The following is a 19,620-nucleotide window of genomic DNA, read 5'->3' on the forward strand; positions in this document are numbered from 1 at the left end:
TATGGCAGGCGCGTGTACGTCTTCCTCGGCACGGTCACCGCCGCTGCCCTGGTCATCTGGCTGCGGTCATGAATCGACGTGCACGTCTTCCGTTCCGGACGAAACTGGCTCGGTGTCGAGCGGCCAGCGATAGCCGGCGTCATGCAGCTTGCTCGACGCCGAGTGATCATTGGACACCAGCACCTGGGCCAACCGGTCTGCCGCGGCGACTACGGCAGACCAGCCTGGTGAGTCCAGATAGACCTCGTCGCCGGCAGCGGCGCCGACCGAGTCCTGTACCGCGCTGTAGGCCGCACCAAGACGCGCCATCAGCTCGACTTCCTCCTCGCTGCGAAGGCACTGCCCCAGCCAGGGCCGCGGACTGCTCGCATCGCAGAAGTCGTCGAAGAGCACATGCACGGCGTAGTCAAGGTTCTCGAACTGATCCGGATCGAGCCACACCTCTCGCTGCCATGTCGGGCTGGCCAGCGCCACAACCGCGGGCACGACATGGAGACGGTAGTAGGGCAGAGCGATGCCGTGATCAATCACGAGGCAAGAGTACGGACCGCACGATCGGCCGGACAGCTCCTGGCTAGTTGATGTACTCGGACGGAGAGAACACCTTGCCGTACGTGACGCCGTCGATGACGAGCGAGCCCTGGGCCTGGGCGTAGCCGTTGCTGCCGATCCAGTCCCACCCCGCGTTGCACCAGGCTCCGGGGTCGCTCGCCGTCATGCCGCTACAGGTGGCGTAGTCCTCGTAGGCGCCGAGGTGGTTGATCCAAGTCGTCCCGGTGACCGTGTGGTTGCCGTGGTTGGTGACATGGATCGACGGGTACACGGAGTACCCGCTCACGATGAGGCAGGCCTGGGCGTAGACGTCCCCGGCGTATTGCTGTGTGGCCCCGCAGTAGGTGCCGCTGGTGACCGCGTTCGCCGGCGCGGCCATCGCGACGCCCCCGACCGTGACTCCGATCGCGAGCACGGCGGCGGCCGCTTTCGACCTGGCGTTCATCTTCCGCATTTCTCTTCCTCTCCGGCCGGGGCACACGGGCTCCCGGGCCTGTCCGCGCAGCGGCGCCCGCGGCACCGGGTGGCGGCCCGGTGCGAACGTGCGAGCGCCACCGCTCGCCCGCGAAACCTGCGGGCGTCCGCCTCGGTGGCGTCTGTGATAGATGCTGTTTGACGCTTGCCTGGACGGACAGCTATTAAGCCCTGGCCTTAAGCGGACCGAGGGGATCGGGAAGCATGCGCGTGGCTGTGGCGTTCGGGGCACGGGACTTGGCCAACGTACGGTTCGCGATCTCACCGATTCAGCACCTGCTGGTCGGGCTCCAGCAGGACAACGGGGCTCCACTGCCGGCCTGTCGGTGGCTGATCGGGCTCCACCAGGACGGCGCGGCTCCGCTGCCGGCCCGCCGGTGGTGGCGCGCGGTCCGCTCCCGCGTACCGGCCCGTGCCCTGCCCCTGATCGAACTGGTCACGGCCAACCGGCTCTGCATCCCGGACTTCCTCACTCCCCCGATACCGCTGGTCCCGGGCGGCGTGTCGATCGCCGACGAACTGGACGCCATCAGCGCGGTCAGCACCGAGCAGGTCCAGGGAGAGCTGGCCCGGTACGCCGAGTTGGGCCCCCTACCGAAGCCTGTGGCACAGCTGCTCGACGGCGGCACCGTGCAGATGAACCGCCTGTTAGACGCAGTCCACGCCCTCTACAGCACCTGCCTGGCCGACGACTGGCCCGGCATGGCCAAGCTGCTCTACGCCGACATCAGCATGCGCCGAACCATCCTGGGGGACCAGGGCACAGGCAGGATGCTGGCCGGCATCCACAGGGCCTTCAGCGACCCCACCCGCTTCGAACTCACCCTCTTGGGCCTCGCCCCAACCGTTCCGGAGCATCTGGAACGCACCGCCGACGCCGGGCTCGTCCTGTCCCCCAACCTGTTCCTCGGCGGCATGCTCTCCCCCGCGATCGCCAGCCCGTGGCAGCAGCCCCTCTTCGCCTACACCGCTTCCGAGACCCTCCTGCCGCCGCCCGCCGACGTCGACGGCCTGACCGCGCTCATCGGCAGAGGAAAGGCCGCCGCGCTGCGGGCGATCGGCACGGGATGCACCACCACCGAACTCGCCCTCCGCCTCGGGGTGAGCGCCCCTGCCGCTTCTCAGCACGCCTCCAGTCTGCGCGCGGCCGGAATGATCACCTCGATCCGCGACGGCCAACGCGTCGCCCACGCCCTCACCTCCCTCGGGACCGGGCTGCTCACAGCCAACCCGCTCTGACGCCGGCTGGTGCGCGGTTCGGTGGTGCGGCAGGCGGTGGCACGAGGTGGTGGCACGGCAGGCGGTGGCACGGCGGAATGCCGGCCCTGGGCCCGGCGGCGCGGTACCTGGCGGAGGCCGACGGGCGCGCCGACGCTCACCGTTCACTCTTTCGGGTGACGGGTGTTTCGGCCGAGAGGTGAGCGGACGGTTTCCCGCGTCCCGTCGTCCGCGAACCTCCCCGCCTGCTCCTTCTTCACGGGGAGTGGCCCACGTCGTGATCCACATCCCGCCAATATGATCACTTCGGGGGTTCGGGGCGGACCCGTCGGGGAGTGAACCGGGCGCGACGGGCCGAAGGCGCCCTCGCCGGAAGGAAGACTCCCACGAGTCCGCAGAACGCCCGGCCGGCGGCAGGCTCAAGACCTACAGCGACCGCACCTACCTGCACACCACCCTCGTGCGGCACCAGGGCACCACGGTCGCCCTCGCGCTCGACGACACCCGCCGCATCTTCTACAGCGTCCTCGACCTGAACTCCGCTGTCACCGCGTCGCAGCGCGGCACGGAGGGCGGTGCGGCCGACCTCGATGTGCAGCACTGGTCCGAGGACCCCAAGGAGCTGGCCTTCCCGCGCGAGCTGACGCGCGCCGGGTTCGCGCTGCTGGGCGCGGACCGGCTGCCCCGGGTGCGGCAGGGCGCGCGGGCCGAGGAGGGCCCCGACGACGTCTTCCGGGGCGACGAGATCGACCCGTTCCTGTCGAGCACGGCCCGGCTCACCGCCGCGGTGCCGTTCCAGGCCGTGTCGGACGGCAAGCACGTCTTCGTCTTCCGTCAGGCCGTCGCCGCAGGGGACCCCGACGCGCTGGTCCGCACCCGTGCGGGCGCGCTGACCGGAGCCGGCGCGTCCGGCGAGGTCACCGCCGTCGCGCCGGGGGCGCTGCTGTGCGACCGGTTCGTCCTCGCGGGCGGGGAGCTGCGGCCGGTCGTCGAGGTGCGCTACCGGCGCAGCCGGCACCGGACCCGGCCGGACTCGGCCAAGGACGGCCTCGGCATCAAGGACATGAACGGCGTCCCGTTCCACGAGCCGACACTGGAACTGGGCTTCGCGGGCCGCCCCGAGGCGGGCCGGTTCGCGGTGCTGCTCGTGCCGACCGGGATCGCGGGGACGAGCCGCTGGCAGTTGTTCGTCCACAACGCGCAGTCGCGGAGCATCGAGGCGATCAACGTCGAGCAGGGCGAGGACGGCCTCTTCCACACGCAGGGCAGCCGGCTGTGGACCAGCCCGGACCCGCAGTACCGCGATTCGGTCCTCGAACGCGCCCCGGGCACCTGCCCGTTCACGCAGCAGCCGCTCGTGCCCGTCGCGCCGAGGACGGAGTTCGCCGAATCGGCGCTCGGCCTGCCGGGCGCGTCCGGGCAGGGTTACGGCGAGGCCGCCGCACCGAGCGGGTTCGGCGCCGCTGCGTACACGGTCGAGGCGTGGGTCGAGCCGCAGGCGGCCGGCGGGACGGTCCTGTCGACCGGTGCCGACGGTGTGACGCTGTCGGTGAGCGCCGAGGGGGCACTGGTCCTCGCGCACGGCACCGACACGCTGGACACGGACGACGGACTGGTCGGCGCCGGCGTGTTCACCCATGTCGCCGCCGTGTACGACGGCACCCGGGCCACCCTGCTCGTCGACGGCGCGCGCGTCGCCACCGGCGATCTGGCCGTCGCCGCCACGCCCGGCCAGGACGGCAGGCTGCTGCTCGGCGCGACGGATGCGGCGAGCGAGGCGAGTGAGGTGGATGCGGCGAGCGAGGCGGACGCGGCGAGCGAGCCGAGTACGACGAGTACGACGGCCGGGCACTTCGCGGGCGTGCTGGACGAGGTCAGGGTGTGGTCCCGGGCCCGGCGCCTGCCGCGCGTGGCGCAGACCCGCGGCGAGCGTCTGGTCGGCGACGAGCCCGAGCTCGTGGCGTACTACCGCTTCGACGAGGGCCTCGGGAGCACCGCGTACGACCAGAGTCCCAGTGCCGCCCACGCCGCGCTGAAGGGCACCACCAGCTGGGTGGCCTCCGACGCCCCGGTCGCCGACCACCCCGGCATCCGGCGTGACGCGTTCCGGGTCACCGGGCGTACCGTCGTGGGCGGACTGTCGGCGGTGCTGCACCACCAGCAGGAGGAGGGGCTCGTCGGCAGCGGTTCGGTGCGGCCCCTCAAGCGCCAGGCCCGGGTGCTGCTGACCTGGACCGCGAGCACGGCCGGTGACACCAAGGGGCGGATCGCGGCCCTGGACGTGGCGGTCGGCCGGGACGGCCGCCTGGCCCAGCTGACCGATGTGGTCGACCTGCCGGTGATCGGCACGAGCGTCGAGGCGGTCGATCCGGCCCGGCAGAACCAGCTGAAGGCGGACATCCTCCGCGACAAGGCGCTGCTGAAGGCGGCCCGGCAGGGCAAGGCCCAGCTGAAGAAGGACCGGGCCAACCCGGATAACGCGGAGAAGGCGTTGTCCGCCGCCCTGCGCAGGGCCGCGGTGACGGGGAAAACCGCCGACCCGCAGGGAACCACCTGCGTGCTCTACGCCACCTACTTCGCCACCGCCTACGCCGACGCCTACGCCTACGCCTACGCCGACGCCGACGCCTACGCCTACGCCTACGCCTACGTCGGCCGCGAGTACACCGCCAGCAGGCGCAGTGACGTCGTGTCGGTGCTGACCGTCGTGCCCGACGGGAAGGGCGGCTACCGCCCCTCGCTGTCGAAGGGCGCGCCGGCGGCCGGGAACACCGCCACGCAGTGGGTGTTCAACGGCAAGACGCTGAAGAGCGTCAAGGCCGGCAAGAGCCTGACCGGTCAGGGCCCGGACAAGGACATCGTGCTGGGCGACGGGGCAGGGCTGTGGCCGCGCCCCAGCTCGCAGCCGAACTCTCTGGTCCTCAGGGACTCCGCGCCGAAGCCGCCGAAGCCGGCGAAGAAACGACCGAGCGGGGCATTGCTGTACAGCCACTCACCGCACCAGGAGATCCCCCTGGTGGCGGCGTGGTCGAACGGGCGGCTGAAGTGGGGGCGCCGCCGACTCAGGGGCGCCTTCTACCTCTACGCGATCCCGGTCAGTCCGGCCGGGGCCGACCAGGTCAAGAACGTCGCCGAGGTCGCCGCGGCCCTCGCCCGGGTCGATGCCGTCAACAACGCCGATGCCGCGTTCGGGGCCTGGAGCGCGCAGATCACCTCCCTGACCACCGCCGTCAAGAAGAACGAGGACGAACTCGGCCGGCTCTCCGCCTACACCACGGGGCGCAGCGACCGCACGCTGCCGATGGCCCGGATCGGCCAGGACCGGCTGGGCCTGGGCTGGTCGGGGGCCTTGCTCGACTTCGCCGTGACCAGCGACTCGCCCCACCTCGCCGAGAGCGGCACGGGCCATCTGGGGCTCTACTACCGCGATGACCAGGACCGGCTGACGGGCCTGTTCTACAACACCAACATCGACCGGTCGACGAAGACGGTCGCCGCCTCCGAGGGGACGACGGTCCTGCTCACCGCCCGGGACGCGGGCGTCGACCTGGCCGGCGTCACGATCAAGGTGAGCACCGGCGACACCGACGACCGCTGCACCCTCACCCTCGCCCTCCAGGACGGCGACACCGAGACCTGGGCGCTGCTGCCGCGCGAGGCCGAGGGCTTCGCCGCCTCGATCAACGGGATGCGGGACACCCCCCTGCCCGTGGGCTCGGTCGCGGGCTTCAAGGACGGCGTGCTGACCCTCGCCGCTCCGGGCGCGCCCGCGGCGCTCGCCGCGGGCGAGCTGGTCGGCGTCGGCGGCAGCGTCTACGTGCTGGCCGAGGCCGTCGAGGAGCAGGACACGGAGCTGCGGCTGACGTACGGCCCGGCCTCGGCCGCGATCGCCGCCGGGACCGCCGTCGAGCGCCTGTCGTACGACCCGCGGCTGGTCACCCACACCCGGCCCGGCGCCAGCGCCGTGTACGGCTCCCGGTACGTGAGCGCGTCCGTCGTCAGCACGGCGGGGGCCACCACCGGGTCCGTCACCGATGGCGAGGCCGCCGTCAACGGCCAGGCCCGCCCGCCGCGTTGGTGGGGCGACCTGCCGGGCCGGGCGCTGTCCTTCGCCGCCACCACCGCGGCTCCCACCCTGGAGGGCGCGCGGCTGGCGTCGGCGCGGCACGCCGACGACCTGACCATCGAGGCGTGGCTGAAGCCGGTCGCGGGCACCACCGCGACCGGTACCCCGCGCGTGCTGCACGCCAACACCGGTGCGGCGGCCGACGATTCGCAGTACGTGCTCGCGCTCGGCCCGAGCGTCGACCGGCGGGCCGGCGGTGAACGCCCGCTGGTCATGGGCGTCGGCAACCGCTTCGTCACCTCCCGCGCGACCATCCCGGTCGACCGCTGGACGCATGTGGCCGGCGCCTTCGAGCAGTCGTGGGCGCTGCGCTTCGCCAACGGGGTGTACGCGCAGGCCCCGCACGCCGACGACCTCAACATCGGCCGTGACCTCACCCTGGAGGTCTTCCTCCAGACCGACGCGCTCGGCAGCGCGCAGGGCCTGCTCTCCAAGGGCCGTGTCGACGACGGCCGCGGACGCCGGGTCCCGTACCAGCTCGGCATCGCCGCCGACGGCAAGCTCGTCTTCTCCTTCGAGGACCGCGACGGCAAGGAGGTCCGGCTGACCTCGACGGGCGCGGTCGAGGCCGGGAAGTTCCAGCGGGTCGCGGTGGTGCGCAAGCTCGGCGACACCCGCGAGGAGAAGACGGGCCAGCGCACGCTGTCCGTCACGGACGCCCAGGGCAAGCCCGCCCAACTCATCGTGAACGCGATCGAGTCCCTGGTGATCCGCCAGTGGTCCGACATCACCTTCTACATCGACGGTGCCGAGTCGGGCAACATCCGCTACGCCGACGCCCCCGACCTCGGGCACACCGGAGCCCTGGACATCGGCCGGGCCCAGCGCGGCGCGGCGGAGGACTCGTTCACCGGCGTCATCAGCGAGGTGCGGGTGTGGAACACCGCCCGCCAGGCAGACGACCTCGGTGTCGACCTGCCCGGCACCGCCCAGGCCCCGGCGGACGGCGGCGTGGACTCCCGGATCACACCACAGGGCCTGGTCGCCCACTGGCGGTTCGAGGAGAACGCGGGCAACGCGGCGCAGGACGAGTCGGGAAGCCACCAGGCCCGGCTGCACGGCGCACGGTGGACCAAGAACCCCGACCCCAAGGGCAGCCGCTTCCGGCTGTACGTCGACGGGCGGACCACTCAGGCGACACCCCTCGAAGCGGCCCAGGCACCCTCCCAAGGCGCCTACGGATCGGCCCAGTTCACCCTGGGCGGCCGCATCGGCACCCCGACGGTGATCGACCTCCCCAGCCTGCCGCAGATCGGCGGCACCCCGACGAAGACCGACCTGCCCGACGTACCGCAACTCGTCGACATCCCGACCGAGGACGGCTACCTGGGCGTGCTGGAGGAGGTGCGGGTCTGGCGCTCGGCGCGCAGCGAGGAACAGATCCTCGACAACCTGTTCGGTCGGCTGACCGGTGACAGCATCGATCTGCTGGCGTACTACACCTTCGACGACGAGTCGACCGAGACGGACGCGACCGAGCTGCGCGACCACGGCCCGCGTCGCCTGCACCTGCCGCTGGGCACCGACGCCGCCACGCGCCCGCAGCCGCTGATGTCCACGGCGCCGATCTCCTCCGAGACACCCGAGGTACGGCCGGCCTTCGCCACCGGTCAGCCGCGCTTCGTCCAGACGATCGCGGGTACCCCGGCCGTGAGCGAGTACGCCGATCTGCAGCGGCTGAGGGACCGCTCGACCCGAGGGGTCCTCAAGCGGGCCTACGCCTACCTCCAGAACGGCAGCTGGAACCTGATCACGGGGCACAAGCTCGGGGACCTGACGACCGAGTGGCTCGGACAGGTGCAGTTCGCGCCGCAGCTCGTCGGCTACATCGAGGGCGCGCCGCCGGTCCCGGCCGAGAACCTGATCGCGACCCGGCGGCCCAGCTCGCTCAGCTACATCAACACCACCTCGGTGGAGTTCCAGCAGGCCGACCAGGTGGTGCAGACGCTGACCTCGGGCGGTGAGAAGACCGTGGACGCCTCGCTGGCCATGCAGTTCTCCAACAACGCCGACGCCGACACCCTGCTGATCACGGCGCCGCTCGGCTTCGGCATCGCCAAGCCCGTCATCGACTTCGACGTCAACGCGGGTCTCGGCACGACGCTGGAGTACTCCAACGGCTGGGGCCACCAGACGGACGTCTCCGAGACCCTGGACACCGCACGCTCCACCACGGTCGGACTGAGCGGGGGCTGGGAGAGCACGAAGGCGGACCAGCAGGTCAACCCGGAGGGCGGGCGGCGCTTCCTGCCCGCCAACACCGGGTACGCACTGGTGCAGTCCGAGACCGCCGACGTCTTCGCCCTGCGGGTCGCGCACTCGGGCTCCGTGGTCGCCTACCGGATGCTGCCCAACCCGGACATCCCGCGAGACTGGAACCTGCTGCCGTTCGCCATCAACCCGCGCTACGTCAAGCAGGGTGTGCTGGACGGCATGGCCGGCTACTCCCCGACGAAGGGCAAGATCCCCGACTCCGCCTACCCGGACGCCCGCGACTACGGCGAGTACAGCTACTTCAAGCCGACCGAGGCCTACGCGCTCAAGCGCCGCATCACCGAGGACATGCAGCGCCGCCAGGCGTTCTACGCGGGCGTCTCGAACGAGACCCACGACGCCGCCGCCCACCCGGCCCAGGCCCGGGCGCAGGAACTCGTCAGCCGCTTCACCGGGCCCGTGCCCGGCCCCGGCCCGGAGAACGGCGACCAGCAGAAGGACGCGGAGGGCTTCTCCCGCCGCGACATCGTCAACACCTACGTCTGGACGGCCGACGGCGGCTTCTTCGCCGAGACCACCGCGACGACCGACACGGTGACCGAGACCACCTCCGGCTCCTACCGCTTCAACGGCGCCGCCACGGCCAGCATCGACTTCGGGTTCAAGGCCTTCGGCATCGGCGCCGGCTTCCAACTGGACGCCGCGCTCGGCGGCGGATTCTCCAACTCCCGGTCCAAGTCGAAGGAGTCGACCCGGGCCTTCAGCCTCAACGTCCGCGTCGAGACACCCGGCGACATGCAGAAGTACAACGACCAGTCCGAGCCGGTCTTCAACGACGACGGCACCCCGGTCGAGGTGCCGGGCCGGGTCGACGCCTACCGCTTCATGACCTTCTACCTCGACAGCGACAAGGCCAACTTCGAGGACTTCTACGGCAAGGTCGTCGACCCGCAGTGGCTGGCGAGCTCCGACCCCAACGCCGCCGGGGCGCCTGATCCACCCCGTCCCCGCCCCAGCCTCACCCCCTCACCCCCTCACCCCTGAGCTGAGCCGCACGGACAGATCCGCCTCCACGCGGAACCACCGGAGGCCGGATCACCTTCCGCACGACAAGACGCTGGCCGGACCGACGTACCGTCGGTCCGGCCGGCGTCGACGACGGCTGCGGCTACCCCTGCGACTCGGTACAGGACAGGCCGGTGATCAGGTCGGAGGAGACGGCCTCGCCCGCCAGGCCGGCGACCGGGACGCAGGAGAGGGTGACCTGGTCGGAGCGGCGCACGATGGTGAAGGCCGTGGTGATGAGCCCGGAAGCGGGAGCCCCGCCGGACGCGACGCAGTTGAGCTGCCCCGTCCCCAGGCCGCCGACGGCGGTCACGTTGTCGCAGGTGTAGGAGGGCGTGGCGGCGTGGGCAGGGGCGGTGGCGAGGGAGAGCATCGCGGCGCCCGCCACGACGGCGGCCCCGGTGACGACGACGGCCCGCCGGGCCTGGCGGTGGACGGAGAAGGGGAACATGCTGGGCCTCCTGGCCTGTTGGTCGGGGGGAGGAATGACGAGGGCGCCCGGGAGGGCGACGGAATCCCGTATCCCGTTCGCAGGATCGGCGCCGCATTCATCGCGCGCCACCGCACGGGGGCGGTACCGGCCGGCCGTGGAGCACGGCAGCCGGCGGATCGGGGCGGGGTCGGGGCCCGGCGGCGGGTGTCGCCGGGGTCGTTCGGGTTCACGACCGTTCGGGTTCACGACCGTTCGGGTTCACGGCTGCTTCGGCCTGGTCACACGGAGGTGAAGGTGAGGGTGATGGGGCCGCTGGCGCTGGAGATGGTGCCGTCCCCGATCGGGCACAGTTCCGGGTCGGTCCCGGTGATGTCGACGGCTTCCGAGACCTTCACAGCGGTGTCGCCCGTGTACCGGCCGGCAGTGACGGTGCCGGTGAAGGTTCCGGCGCCGCCGGTGTCCTCCACGCTGGTCCACCGCACGGTGCTGGTGCTCTGGTCGCTCCAGGTGATGGTCTCGTCGAACGGGGTGAGGACGTGGAGGAGGTTGACGCAGCTCTCGCCCGTCTCGCTGTTCGTGACCGTGCTCGCCCCCGGAAGGCCCGTCACGCACGTCGCGTAGGAGTTCTGGTTGGAGATGCTGATGTTCTGCGGCTGGTCGGTCAGGGCGGGGGTGAACTCGCTGGTGAACGTGCCCTCGCACTGCACGTCAACCACGCCCTGGGCGTGGGCCGGTGCGCTCGCCGGGACCAGGACGAGCCCGCCGACGAGCGCCACGGCTCCGGCCGGACCGGCCAGGCGGGAGAGCGGGAATCGGGACCACACGGTGTTCATCGGACCTCCGAAGGGGTGGCTGCGATCTACTTCGTGCACTCACGATGACACGGAACGTTGCCCCGGGCGACGGCGCGCAGCGGCACGACCGGCGCTTTCCGTCCCACCGTCCCCCGGCGCGTCTGCCGCCCGAGCCGACGCACGGTGCCCGTTTGCTGCGCGGAGGGTGCAGTGGGGGTGAGCGGCTGTGACGCTGGTCGTATCAACTAGGCAGAGGAATGGAGGCGTGATGGTCGACTACGGCTACGTGACGCTACGTTCGGCGTTCTCACGTCCGCTGGTGCGGCGTGCCGTGGTGCCGGTCGGGGCGGTTGCCCTGGTGGTGGCGCTGGCAGGTCCGGCCTTCGCGGCGGAGCCGGCCAGCGACGGGGTGGAGATCGCCACCGCGAGCTACTCCGGCAGTCTCCTGTCCTGGTCGGGCAGTTACTCATGCGAGGACTCAAGGGTCGGCGCCGAGCTCACGGTCACCGCCACGGACACCGCCGGCGGCACCGGATCGGAGATCCTCCCCCTCGTCTGCCTCGGCGGTGCGGCCGGTCAGCCGATCAGCGGGCAGGTCGACAACGGGCTCCTGGGCCTGAGCGGCAGTTGGGGCGACGACATCACGGTGACCATGGCCCTGACCGACCTGTTCGGCAACTCCCTGGGCAGCGATCAGATCGTGCTGCTCGACGACCGGGTCGGCGAGGTGACCCTGGACAGCGCGGCCCCGGACCAGGGCGGCGGGAACCTGGCGGTGACCGGCGGATTCGCCTGCCCCGCCGCCGGCACCGGCACCATCACCGCCGACGAGAGCGCCCCGTTCCAGAGCCCGGTCCTGGAGACCGGCACCCTGCCCCTCACCTGCTCCGCACCCGGCGCCCAGGCCGTCTTCCCCACCCTCACCGCCGACGCCGGGTCCCAGGCACGGGCACAGGCCCAGCCCCAGGCCCAGCCCCAGGCACAGCACCTCCGGGAGCCGACGGCCATCGGGACCGTGAAGTGGTTCCACGACGAGAAGGGCTTCGGCTTCATCACCCCACCCGACTCGACCGCCGACGTCTTCGTCCACTTCGAGGCCATCACGGCAACGGGCCACACCAGCCTGCTAGCCGATCAGAGGGTGACCTTCATGACCGGACGATCCCGTTGAGGGGTCGAGGCCCCCGGCGACGGCACACCCTGCGCGCGCCCCCTTCGCCCGGAGGACTCCCCCGCCCGACCGGGGGTCAGCCGAAGGCGGCGTCGGCCGTCAGCGCGGAGTTGGCGATGGCCGCACCCACGCCGCGCACGGAGCGGCCCGCGGTCGGCCGACGGGGCGGCGGCCGACGGGGCGGGCCGGTCAGCGCTTCGAACTCCTCGGGCCGGGTGGGCTACAGGTGGGCGAAGGTGGCGATGACGGTGCCTTGGAGCTGCGTGACGCCCTGCGGGGTGACGCATCCGACGAAGCTGTCGGGCAGCAACGCGATCTGCACTTCGACCGTGTCACCGGCGAACTTGCCGGAGGTGACCGGTCCGCTGATGACGGCGACCGCGTCGCCCAACGGCCCCAGGTTGAGCGTCGAGGAGGCGGCGACGGTACTGACCTCGCCGGTGTTCCACACGACGGTGGCGGTGAAGGTGTAGGCGGCGTCGACGCAGCTGACCATCCCCTGCCCGGTCCCGCTGAAGGAGCTGATCGCGGTGATGGCGGGGTCGCTGGAGATGCAGGGCCCTGCGTTGCCCCGCAGCGAGATCGCGGTCTGCCGCTGCTCCAGGGTCGCTCCCGGGCTGAGGCCGACGGTGGCGTTGCCGGTGGGACAGGACGCGTCCACGGCGGGTGCGGCGGCGGGCTTGGCGGTGCCGGCCTGGGCGGTGCCCGGGACGGTGACGGCCGCGGCGGCCAGGGCCGCCGCGGCCAGGTACTGCGCCGGACGCCGGACGCGCGTGAGGACAGTGGTCATGCGGGTGCTCCAGATGTGTGCGAAGGAGTACGGGAAGGACTGGGCCGCAAGCACCCGTCGCGGGAATGCAGGGGCGAGGGGAAGGGGCCTACCGGCCACGCTGCGGCCTCACCCTCGGCCCCGCACTCGGTACCGGGCATCCGGCGGACCCCGGCCCGTCTGCGACCCGAACGGAGTACGCCCTGCCCGGCGGCTCTGCCGCCCCACCACCGGCGGCGCCCGACCGGCGCCACGGACGCGGATCGGCATCGACACGCCGGCTCGCTCGTCCTGGCCCGCGACGCGTGGCCGCTCCCGTTCTCCCGCGCCCGCTTCCGTTCGGGTGCGGGAACCCCGAACCTCGGCAGAATCGATGTGGGGGGCGGCCCCGGCTGCGCCCGCAGGCGCGCTCACGTGAGAGGACCATGCCATGCCCGACTTCCACCCGAAGCACGACCACCTGATCGTCAAGCCGCTCGGGGTCTCGACCCCGCAGGACCCGGAGACGTGGACGGGCGAGGTGGTGGCGGTGGGGCCCGGCCGGCAGCTGGGGAGCGGCAAGCCGCACCCGGTGGACGTCAAGGTCGGCGAGAAGATCCTCTTCAACCGGCTCTCCGGTTCGGAGATCCGGGTGGAGGGCGAGGAGTACGTCGAGCTTCCCGAGGACGAGATCCTCGCGCTCTCCGCGGAGTAACCCCGACAGCCCTGGCAGCCCCGATGGCGGCCCTCATCGTCCTGATAGTCCCGAAACCCTGAAACCCCTTGGAGATTCCCGCCATGACCGAGCAGGCACCGGCCCGGATCGGCGTCACCGGATTGGCCGTGATGGGCCGCAACCTGGCCAGGAACTTCGCCCGCCACGGCTACCGGGTGGCCGTGCACAACCGCACGCTGGCGCGGACCACGGCACTGCTGGAGGAGTTCGGGCACGAGGGCGAGTTCGTGGCCGCCGAGACCACGGAGAAGTTCGTCGCGGCCCTGGAACGCCCCCGCCTGATCGTGATCATGGTCAAGGCCGGGGCGCCGACCGACGCGGTCATCGACGAGCTGGTGCCGCTGCTCGACGAGGGCGACGTGGTGGTGGACGGCGGGAACGCGCACTTCCTCGACACCAGGAGACGGGAGGCGGCCCTGCGCGAACGCGGCCTGCACTTCGTGGGCAGCGGCATCTCCGGCGGTGAGCAGGGCGCCCTGGAGGGGCCGAGCATCATGCCCGGCGGCACCCCGGAGGCCTACCGGGTCCTGGGGCCGCTGCTGGAGGACATCGCGGCCAAGGTCGACGGCAAGCCCTGCTGCACCCACGTCGGACCGGACGGCGCCGGCCACTTCGTCAAGATGGTCCACAACGGCATCGAGTACGCCGACATGCAGCTCATCGCCGAGGCGTACGACCTGCTGCGGCACGGCGCCGGACTGCAACCCGACGCGATCGCCGAGGTCTTCCGGACCTGGAACGGCGGGCGCCTGGAGTCCTACCTGATCGAGATCACCGCCGAGATCCTCGCCCACACCGACGGGGCGACCGGGAAGCCCTTCGTCGACGTCGTGCTGGACCAGGCCGAACAGAAGGGCACCGGCCGCTGGACGGTCCAGAGCGCGCTGGAGCTCGGCGTGCCCGTGAGCGGGATCGCCGAGGCGGTCTTCGCCCGGGCACTGTCCGGCAGCGTGCCGCTCCGGCAGGCCGGACGAGGGTTGCCCGGCCCCACCGAGACCTGGCTCGACAGCGCGGCGGCGGACCGGTTCGCGGACGACGTCGAGCAGGCGCTGTACGCCTCCAAGATGGTGGCCTACGCCCAGGGCTTCAACCAGATCCAGGCCGGCAGCGCGGAGTACTCCTGGCAGATCGACCCCGGTGAGATGGCCGCGATCTGGCGCGGCGGCTGCATCATCAGGGCCCGGTTCCTGGACCGGATCAGGGCCGCGTACGAGGCCGACCGGGAGCGTCCCACCCTGCTGACCGACGCACACTTCCGGGAGGCGCTCGGCTCCGCGCAGTCGGCCTGGCGACGGGTCGTCTCGGCGGCGGTCGAACTGGGAGTACCCGCCCCCGGCTTCGCGACCGCGCTCGCCTACTACGACGGCCTGCGGGCCGGACGCCTCCCGGCCGCCCTGGTGCAGGGCCAACGGGACTTCTTCGGCGCGCACACCTACCACCGCGTCGACCGGGACGGGACCTTCCACACCCGCTGGGAGGTCGAGGGCCGCCCGGAGGAACAGCGCTGAAACGCCGACCAAGCCGTCCATCTCCTGGAAACTGCCGCCGAGTTGGCTGCCATCGCCCCGTCCCATCGCAACACGGCCCGAGCGTTCGCGGCACGAGCCGAGCTACCGATGGACAGGAAGGACCCGAAAGCCGAGCGCCTCGACCAGCTTCTCGCCACACTGTCCGCATGACCACACACCCCGAACAGCGCGTCGCCCTCGTATCAGGTGCGAACCGCGGCGTCGGCCTCGCCATCGCCGCCCGGCTCGCCGAGCACGGCATGCACGTCGTCATCGGCGTGCGCGACCGCCTCGCCGGCCGCGAGGCGGAGACCGCCCTTGCCGACAAGGGGCTCTTCGTCCACTCCCACCAGCTGGACGTCACAGACCCGGCGAGCGTCGCCCGCGCCGTCGCCGACACCGCCGCCCCGTTCGGACGCCTCGACGTCCTGGTCAACAACGCTGCCGTCGCCGTCGACCGCGGCCAAGGCGCCGCTGCTCCCGACTTCGAACGGGTCCGCGCGACCATCGACACCAACCTGCTCGGCGCCTGGCGACTCGCAGCCGCCGCCCTACCGGAGATGCGCAAGAACGGCTACGGCCGGATCGTCAACATCACCAGCCATCTCGGCTCCCGGAACAACATGGGCACCGGCAACGTCAGTTACCGCGTCTCCAAGGCCGGCCTCAACGCTCTCACCCAGATCCTCGCCGCCGAACTCGCCGACACCGGCATCCTCGTCAACGCCGCATCCCCCGGCCGTACCAACACCCGCATGGCCTACAGCGAGACCGACCGAACTCCGGAGGAGGCGGCCGACACCCCGTTCTGGCTCGCCACCCTCCCCGATGACGGCCCCACCGGCGGCCTCTTCTACGAACGTGAGCCGCTCGACTGGTGAGCAGCGCCCGGCGTGGCCGGGCGATCAGCCAGGTGGTGGTCGACTCGGCCGAACTACTGCCGGTGGGTGGCGAGTTCCGCGACGGCGTAGAGCACCGCCTGCGGGTCTCGCAGACTGTCGAGGACGAGGTCCGCGCCGGCTTCGGCGAGCTGGTCGCCGGTGGTGGTGCCGGAGGCGACGGCGATCACGGCGGCTCCGCCTTCCGCCTCGGTCCGCACATCTTCGAGCGAGTCCCCGATGAACAACGGTAGAAATAGTCAGCGCGACCCGACTGACATGTCGTCAGGAAAGTCGGCAAGAGGTCGGCATTGATCCGATTGAACCCTGCCACACCCGCCCGAAGGTGAGATTCGGCGGGCCCTCCCCGAGCTCGACAATCCCCCCGGGCCACGGGCATCGGACCGACAGCGGATCGGCCGTCGCGGCACGGCGGCCGCCAGCAGGAGAGTAACCCGTCCAACCGCACGTTTCACCAGGTCAGCGCACCCGTCCGCGCGACTTCAACGGGATCGACGGCAACTCCGGGGCGGGCAGGCGGGCGCCGTCACAGCCGTGCACTTCACCGAACCGGGAACCCTTCTCCCAGTCGCTTCGTGCCTGTACGATCTCCTCACCGGATCGGCCGATGAAGTTCCACCACACCCTGTACGCGGCCAGCAAGGCCGCCGTGGAGTCGATGGTCCTGAACCTGTCCGCCGAGCTGGGCACGCGGGGCATCACCGTCAACGCCATCGCCCCGGGCGGGACCGACACGGACATGGCCGCCGAGAGCGCGCCGCGCTACGTGCACCCCGGCCTGGCCGGCACGCAGGACCTGGCGCGGCTGCTCGGCACGCTGACCGCACTGCGGCGGCTGGCCCGGCCCGAGGAGGTGGCGGCGGGCTACGCCTTCCTCGCCTCCGACGACGCCGCCTACATGACCGGCCGCACCCTCCGACTGGACGGCGGGACGTTCTGAGCACCCCGCGCGGGCCCTGTCCAGAGAGCCGGGGCCAGCCGGCGGGCTGGCGGGCAGGCGGGCCGGCGGGAAGCTGCCGGTGGATCTGCCGCTCGGCGGCGCGACGCGGACCTAACGTTCGGTGCGGCGCCGGACGCAGCGGGGCGGGCGCCGCAGGAACCCCCCGCTGGCTCGTCAACTCCGTTGTCCCCGGAAGGACTTCAAGCCCACCTATGTCCAGACTCCGCTCCCGGGTCGCCGCCCTGGCCGCCCTCGCCACGATCGGGTTCGGCGCCCTCACCACGGGTACCGCCGACGCCGCCCAGGCCGCCGCCCCCGCCGCGGCTCCGGCCGCCGTGACCGCCGCGCCGTCCGAGCCCACCCACATCCCGATGAACAGCCTGCTGAACCGCGACCAGGCCTGGTACTCGCCGAACGGCCACATCATGCTGGCCATGCAGGGCGACGGCAACGTCGTCCTGTACCGCGACACCACCCCGATCTGGGTCGCCAAGGGGGCCATCCCCAACGGCAACGTCCTGGTCATGCAGGGCGACGGCAACCTCGTCGTGTACTCCGCCGCCAACACCCCGCTGTGGGCCAGCAACACCGGCGGCAACCCCGGCGCCGAACTGGCGGTCTACAACGAGGGCGCGATCGCCGTCCAGCTGAACGGCAAGATCCTGTGGACCAGTGCCCCGTCGACGCCGACCCTGCCCAAGTGCCCGCCGTGGGGCCCGCCCTACCCGGGCCAGGTCACCTGGCCGTGGTGCCCGACCTGGCCCTTCCCGAGCTGACCCCCACCCCGGACGGTCACGCGACCGGCCCGTGCCCCCGCCGCCCGAACGGCGGCAGCGGCGCGGGCCGGTGCCGTGACGGTCGACCGGCGTACCGGCCGGCGGCCGTCCGCGCCCACGCGTCGGGCCCGTGGATGTCCTGGAGCGCGAGCCACCGCAGCACGTGGTCGGCGACGGAGCGCCAGCCGCTGTCGACGGTCAGCGAGTACGCACGGTCGGGGAAGTGCTTGAGGTCGCTCGTCGCCGTCGAGTCGCCGTACAGCTTGTACACCGAGCGGGTGACGCTGTCGGGCACTATGCGGTCCTCCTGGCCGGAGATGAGCAGCAGGGGGCCCCGCCGCGCGTTCCCGGTGTCCACCCTCCGGCGCGGGTGAGCGGCGCCGTCCGCGCCTCCCAGGTCGGACAGCAGGTGACGCGGGGAGGGGACGGCGTAGGTCCGGAACAGGCACGAGGACTCCTCCGCCGCAACCGTGTTGGCGAAGCACTCGCGGAACTGTTCGGCGCTCAGTGACACGGCCGACGCCCGCTCCTGCGGGGAGCCGGCCGGCGAGGAGCTCGCGGCCCGCTCGGTGAGCGCCGGGGCGGCGGGGGCTCCCGCGATGGGCGCCGGAGCGATGGCGACCGCGGCCCGGCCCAGCCCGGTGCCCAGGAGGTGCTGGGCGACGAGCCCGCCGACCGAGTGGCCGATGATCACGGGCGGGGTGTCGAAGGACCGCACGATCCGCGCGTAGTGCTCCGTGAGCATGTCGAGCCCGAGGCGCCGCGGGGTCGCGGAGGGGCGGCGGGCCTCCCCGACGGTGGGAGGCTCTCCCGGCCACCCCGGGGCGACGACGTCGAAACCCCGGCTGGTGAAGCGGTCGATCCACGATTGCCAGGACAACGCGTGCAACCAGGCACCGTGGATGAGGACGACGGGGGTTCGGGTCACGGAACAGTCCCTCCACGGGGCGTCGGCGGGTACCCGGCACAGGTGTGTGCGGGAGCGGAAGGGACCAGGGTCGTCCATCGGTGCCCACGGCGGAACAGTCGAATGACTTAACATCACCGAACAATGCCCCCGGCCATGTCGCCGGCCGCGCGATGTCCTGTCGGCGCCGCTCCGCCGTGTCGGCGCTCCCTGTCCGACCGTGGGGGATGGTCGGGAATGGTACTGCACGGCCCCGGGGGAATGCCGCACACTGCCGGCACCCTCCTCCATGGAAGCTCCGGCGTGAGTACCATGCGCAACGTCATCCACTACTAGGGAGTGAACGGTTGTGACCAGCCAACCAGCCAGCACGCTCCGTACGCGGCTCGTCGATCAGGCCGCATCGGATCTGGAAGAGAACCGTCGGCGTCAGCAGGAACTGGCCGAGGAGGTCAGGATGCTGAAGCAGGAGGAAGCCCTCCTGGTCGACATCCTCCGCCTCGCCGAACGGTACGAGGGCCTGTCGGAGCCCGCGCCCTTGCCCGAGCAGGCACAGGACGAGCCCGTGCTCACCGGGGCGAAGCGACGCCGGGCGTCCGCTTCGGCCCCCGCCCGCACACCCGCGCCGCGCTCGCCGCGTTCGCCGCGTCCGGCACGGACGGGGAAGGCGGGGAAGGCGGGGAAGACGAGGAAGACGGGGACCACGGCGCGAACGGAACGGACGGAGCGAACGGAACGGACGGAACGGACGGGGAAGCCGGCACGGGCAGCCGCGGCCGGGACGTCGCGGCAACCCCTGCTCGGAGAGCTCCTGTTGTCCCTGCTCAGCGGTCACGACGAACCGCGCCTGGCGAAGGAGCTGCGGGAGGAACTGCTGGCGAAGCACCCGGACCGCGCCCCCACCCCGCAGGTCGTGCGCAACACCCTGGAGTCGCTCGTGGCCAAGGGGAACATCCAGCGCCACAAGCAGCAGCGGTCCGTGCTGTACACCCTCGCCGAGTCCGGCCGGCACGCGCTCGCGACGCGGGAGGACGCTCAACAGCCTTGACCTCACATGCC

Annotated in this window: 16 protein-coding genes and 1 pseudogene; 9 read left to right on the forward strand and 8 right to left on the reverse strand. The window is 71.9% G+C overall.

The window, feature by feature from the left end; all coding sequences use genetic code 11:
- Window positions 1-66 precede the first annotated feature (66 nt).
- Both ACIQVZ_RS27480 and ACIQVZ_RS27485 read right to left on the reverse strand, forming a co-directional pair.
- A complete protein-coding gene (locus ACIQVZ_RS27480) occupies window positions 67-531 on the reverse strand; it encodes a hypothetical protein (protein WP_402453445.1) in 465 nt (154 codons plus the stop codon).
- A gap of 43 nt (window positions 532-574) precedes the next feature.
- A complete protein-coding gene (locus ACIQVZ_RS27485; protein WP_350878683.1) occupies window positions 575-1,006 on the reverse strand; it encodes a hypothetical protein in 432 nt (143 codons plus the stop codon).
- Between the two features lie 224 nt (window positions 1,007-1,230).
- Between ACIQVZ_RS27485 and ACIQVZ_RS27490 the strand changes: the two genes are divergently transcribed.
- Entirely contained in the window at window positions 1,231-2,265 is a 1,035-nt protein-coding gene (locus tag ACIQVZ_RS27490) for a winged helix-turn-helix domain-containing protein (protein WP_402453448.1), read from the forward strand.
- 439 nt (window positions 2,266-2,704) lie between these two features.
- Complete coding sequence (locus tag ACIQVZ_RS27495; protein ID WP_402453449.1) at window positions 2,705-9,628, forward strand: LamG-like jellyroll fold domain-containing protein; 6,924 nt, start codon at window positions 2,705-2,707, stop codon at window positions 9,626-9,628.
- Window positions 9,629-9,752: 124 nt separating this feature from the next.
- Here ACIQVZ_RS27495 and ACIQVZ_RS27500 read toward each other — a convergent pair whose 3' ends face one another.
- Complete coding sequence (locus ACIQVZ_RS27500; protein WP_402453450.1) at window positions 9,753-10,100, reverse strand: hypothetical protein; 348 nt, start codon at window positions 10,098-10,100, stop codon at window positions 9,753-9,755.
- Window positions 10,101-10,360: 260 nt separating this feature from the next.
- Window positions 10,361-10,915, reverse strand: coding sequence for a hypothetical protein (locus tag ACIQVZ_RS27505; RefSeq protein ID WP_402453452.1), 555 nt, complete (start codon window positions 10,913-10,915; stop codon window positions 10,361-10,363).
- 967 nt (window positions 10,916-11,882) lie between these two features.
- Between ACIQVZ_RS27505 and ACIQVZ_RS27510 the strand changes: the two genes are divergently transcribed.
- Window positions 11,883-12,047, forward strand: a complete 165-nt coding sequence (locus ACIQVZ_RS27510; protein ID WP_350878776.1) for a cold-shock protein — start codon at window positions 11,883-11,885, stop codon at window positions 12,045-12,047.
- 220 nt (window positions 12,048-12,267) lie between these two features.
- On the opposite strand, the gene ACIQVZ_RS27515 is transcribed toward ACIQVZ_RS27510, so the two are convergent.
- Entirely contained in the window at window positions 12,268-12,837 is a 570-nt protein-coding gene (locus ACIQVZ_RS27515) for a hypothetical protein (RefSeq protein ID WP_402453453.1), read from the reverse strand.
- Between the two features lie 409 nt (window positions 12,838-13,246).
- On the opposite strand from ACIQVZ_RS27515, the gene ACIQVZ_RS27520 reads away from it, so the two are divergent.
- The 3 genes from ACIQVZ_RS27520 (at window position 13,247) to ACIQVZ_RS27530 (ending at window position 15,920) form a co-directional block, all read left to right on the forward strand.
- On the forward strand, window positions 13,247-13,510 hold the full coding sequence (locus tag ACIQVZ_RS27520) for a hypothetical protein (protein WP_350878693.1): 264 nt from the start codon (window positions 13,247-13,249) through the stop codon (window positions 13,508-13,510).
- A gap of 83 nt (window positions 13,511-13,593) precedes the next feature.
- Window positions 13,594-15,039, forward strand: coding sequence for an NADP-dependent phosphogluconate dehydrogenase (gene gndA / locus ACIQVZ_RS27525; protein WP_402453455.1), 1,446 nt, complete (start codon window positions 13,594-13,596; stop codon window positions 15,037-15,039).
- 167 nt (window positions 15,040-15,206) lie between these two features.
- On the forward strand, window positions 15,207-15,920 hold the full coding sequence (locus ACIQVZ_RS27530) for an SDR family NAD(P)-dependent oxidoreductase (protein ID WP_402453456.1): 714 nt from the start codon (window positions 15,207-15,209) through the stop codon (window positions 15,918-15,920).
- Window positions 15,921-15,973: 53 nt separating this feature from the next.
- On the opposite strand, the gene ACIQVZ_RS27535 is transcribed toward ACIQVZ_RS27530, so the two are convergent.
- Together ACIQVZ_RS27535 and ACIQVZ_RS27540 are read right to left on the reverse strand one after the other, a co-directional pair.
- On the reverse strand, window positions 15,974-16,165 hold the full coding sequence (locus tag ACIQVZ_RS27535; RefSeq protein ID WP_350878698.1) for an HAD hydrolase-like protein: 192 nt from the start codon (window positions 16,163-16,165) through the stop codon (window positions 15,974-15,976).
- A gap of 232 nt (window positions 16,166-16,397) precedes the next feature.
- Window positions 16,398-16,562, reverse strand: a pseudogene (locus ACIQVZ_RS27540) (pirin family protein); the annotation flags it as partial.
- A gap of 34 nt (window positions 16,563-16,596) precedes the next feature.
- Between ACIQVZ_RS27540 and ACIQVZ_RS27545 the strand changes: the two are divergent.
- Together ACIQVZ_RS27545 and ACIQVZ_RS27550 are read left to right on the forward strand one after the other, a co-directional pair.
- The gene (locus ACIQVZ_RS27545) at window positions 16,597-16,878 is read left to right on the forward strand and encodes an SDR family NAD(P)-dependent oxidoreductase (RefSeq protein WP_402453502.1); all 282 of its coding nucleotides are present in this window, start codon (window positions 16,597-16,599) and stop codon (window positions 16,876-16,878) included.
- Window positions 16,879-17,090: 212 nt separating this feature from the next.
- Window positions 17,091-17,654, forward strand: a complete 564-nt coding sequence (locus tag ACIQVZ_RS27550) for a hypothetical protein (RefSeq protein WP_350878699.1) — start codon at window positions 17,091-17,093, stop codon at window positions 17,652-17,654.
- A gap of 16 nt (window positions 17,655-17,670) precedes the next feature.
- Here the strand turns inward: ACIQVZ_RS27550 and ACIQVZ_RS27555 are convergent, their stop codons facing one another.
- Complete coding sequence (locus ACIQVZ_RS27555) at window positions 17,671-18,582, reverse strand: alpha/beta hydrolase (RefSeq protein ID WP_402453459.1); 912 nt, start codon at window positions 18,580-18,582, stop codon at window positions 17,671-17,673.
- Window positions 18,583-18,910: 328 nt separating this feature from the next.
- Between ACIQVZ_RS27555 and ACIQVZ_RS27560 the strand changes: the two genes are divergently transcribed.
- On the forward strand, window positions 18,911-19,609 hold the full coding sequence (locus tag ACIQVZ_RS27560) for a hypothetical protein (RefSeq protein WP_402453461.1): 699 nt from the start codon (window positions 18,911-18,913) through the stop codon (window positions 19,607-19,609).
- The last annotated feature ends 11 nt before the right edge of the window (window positions 19,610-19,620 follow it).

It is taken from the genome of Kitasatospora sp. NPDC098663, assembly GCF_044760075.1.
GTDB lineage: Bacteria > Actinomycetota > Actinomycetes > Streptomycetales > Streptomycetaceae > Kitasatospora.